The sequence below is a fragment of the Ligilactobacillus acidipiscis DSM 15836 genome, assembly GCF_001435755.1.
Classification (GTDB): Bacteria; Bacillota; Bacilli; order Lactobacillales; family Lactobacillaceae; genus Ligilactobacillus; species Ligilactobacillus acidipiscis.
Genome location: NZ_AZFI01000110.1, coordinates 1 through 2520, shown reverse-complemented (window position 1 = coordinate 2520; position 2520 = coordinate 1). Strand labels below are relative to the sequence as shown.

The 2520-nt window shown below is 39.6% G+C and carries 2 protein-coding genes and 1 pseudogene; all 3 read right to left on the bottom strand.

Annotated features, from left to right (window positions below; all coding sequences use genetic code 11):
- Positions 1-340 (bottom strand): annotated as a pseudogene (locus FC65_RS12475) (ATP-binding cassette domain-containing protein); the annotation flags it as partial.
- Positions 341-391: 51 nt separating this feature from the next.
- Positions 392-1588, bottom strand: coding sequence for a CCA tRNA nucleotidyltransferase (locus FC65_RS07605; RefSeq protein ID WP_056972153.1), 1197 nt, complete (start codon positions 1586-1588; stop codon positions 392-394).
- Complete coding sequence (gene dapB, locus FC65_RS07600) at positions 1585-2361, bottom strand: 4-hydroxy-tetrahydrodipicolinate reductase (RefSeq protein ID WP_056972152.1); 777 nt, start codon at positions 2359-2361, stop codon at positions 1585-1587. The genes FC65_RS07605 and dapB overlap by 4 nt, the downstream gene beginning before the upstream one ends.
- Positions 2362-2520: the final 159 nt, after the last annotated feature.

Sequence of the window (2520 nt, the reverse complement as noted above, 5' to 3'; positions counted from 1 at the left end):
GTTCAGGATGCTGTTCAAGCTCACGCAAAGCTTCTTCATAAGCACGAATGATTTTAAAAACTGCAGCGCTCCCCTGAAATACAGCTTCCATAACTGTTTCATCAGCAGCCAATTCAGGATCTTGCCGTAGATAGCCGATCTCATAATCGTTAGCATGAATCAACTCTCCTGAATCCGCCGGATCAGCTCCGCTAATTGCATTAAGCAAAGTTGTTTTACCTGAACCATTTGTACCGATCAAACCAATTCGATCGTGCTCGTTAATAATGAAGTTCAAGTCTTCAAATAAAGTTTTTTCACCATACGTTTTTGTTAAATGTTCTACCCGTAGTGTTTGCAAAATTTTCACTCTTTCATGCAAATGTCATTAAATATCTCTTTTTATAAAATCCTACATTACTGTTTTTGTATAATGCAATAAAGCCTCTTTTTTGTTAGGCAATTTTCCATTTAAAACAAGCTGTTCTATGGAATTAATAGTTTTTCCAATTTGAGGGCCAGGCTTAAATTCCAAGTTTTTTATCAAGTCTGTCCCGGTTAATTGAAGTTCTTTTTTACTTTTAATTGGCAAAGAATTGTACCAGTCGGATAATGTTGCTTCAGGCAATGCATTATTTTCGTACTTTGCTACCTGATTTGCAACTAACAACAATGGCAACCCTGTTTGGTAGAGGACCTGTGGATTTAGAACTGGAAAATGATTCAAGGCTTTTTGCGCTTTAACAACATCAGCGATTATTTCATTGGAACTTTTCCATTCCCGTAACATTTGTCCAGTTTCTTCAGGTTTTAGTCCAAAGAAATGGCCGATCAAAACCCACACCGCAATTTCGGAGTGCAAATTCAAGTTGGAAAGTTGGGCAATCTTTTTTAAACCTTCTTCGTGTTCCTTAAAAGACAGACAGTATTGAAACATTTGAGTCTTAAGAAACTCATTTAACCCTTTTTGTGGATCTTTGCCGAGCATTAATTTGATCCATTCCACATGGATCCGTTCGACTGCTATTTTCGTTAACAACGGTGCGTTTTCTTTGATTGCTAAACGTGTCTGGTTATCTAAAGTAAAGCCTAACTGGCTTACGAAACGAACGGCACGCATCATCCGTAAAGCATCTTCATGGAATCTGGCAGCCGGTTGACCAACTGCCTTAATAGTTTTTGCTTTGAGATCATTTAAGCCGCCAAAAAGATCAATAATATTGCCTTGTGGATCCATGGCAAGCGCATTGATCGTTAAATCGCGCCTTTTTAGATCCTCTTTTAAAGAACGCACAAAGGTTACACTGTCGGGACGCCTAAAATCTTGATATCCGCTTTCGGTTCGAAAAGTAGTGACTTCATACCCCTGTCCGTGGTCCAAGATCATGACTGTCCCATGCTTGATACCTGTATCGACTGTTCTTTTGAAAATATTTTTAACTTCAGCGGGGTACGCACTTGTGGCAATGTCAACATCATTGATACTTGTTTCTAATAGGGTGTCACGGACACTTCCACCGACGAAATATGCTTCATAACCATGTTTTTGTAATTGCTCCAATATGGGGCGTGCATCGATAAAATTTTGAGGTAAATTAATTACTTTCATAGGACGTTTTCCAAACCTACTCTCAAGCCTGATATTGTCTGGATCTTTTCAATTGCAAGCGCGACCCCAGTCATGAAAGATGCTCGATCAAATGAATCTTGTCGGATCGTTAAAGCTTCTCCTGGACCGCCGAATAATACTTGTTCATGAGCCACATATCCAGGCAGACGCACAGCATGCAGCCTAATACCATCATATTCGCCACCACGAACACCTTTGAGAATTTCCTTTTCATTAGGTGCTCCTTGATGATGTGACTGCCGTACTTCCGATATTTTCTTGGCTGTATTGAGCGCCGTACCTGAGGGAGCATCTACTTTTTGATCATGATGCATTTCGATAATTTCAACATCTGGTAAATATTTAGCTGCTTGTTGGGCGAATTCCATTAATAATACGGCTGAAATGCCAAAATTCGGCACTATCAAGCCCGAAATATCACTTGCTTGAGCAATTCCCTGTAATTTGGTAATTTGGTCGTCAGATAGTCCTGTCGTACCGATCAAAGGATGAATCTTTTTAACTAAAGCCGCTTTGGCATTTTCGTAAACAGCTGCAGGTGAAGTAAAGTCTACCCAAATATCCGCGCATCTATCTGGGATCGCAGTAAGTTGAGAATAAATCGGAACTTCGATACCGCCTGTGACTAATGAACTATCCGCTGAATGTGGATCATAAACACCGACTAATTCAAAATCCTTATGTTCTAAAATCATTGTTACTGTTTGCTGGCCCATTTTTCCTTTATATCCAGCAACTAAGATCCTAATCACTGACACCATCCCCTTGCAAAGTCTTGTTCCCATTTTAGCAAAGATATCATTAATTTGGTACCCTAGGTTAAGGAGCAAAAATTCTAGCCGTATTAAAAAGAAATGTATTAAAAAATGTCGGGAAGCAGGGTTAGCGTAAAGTATTTGTGGGTGGAAGTC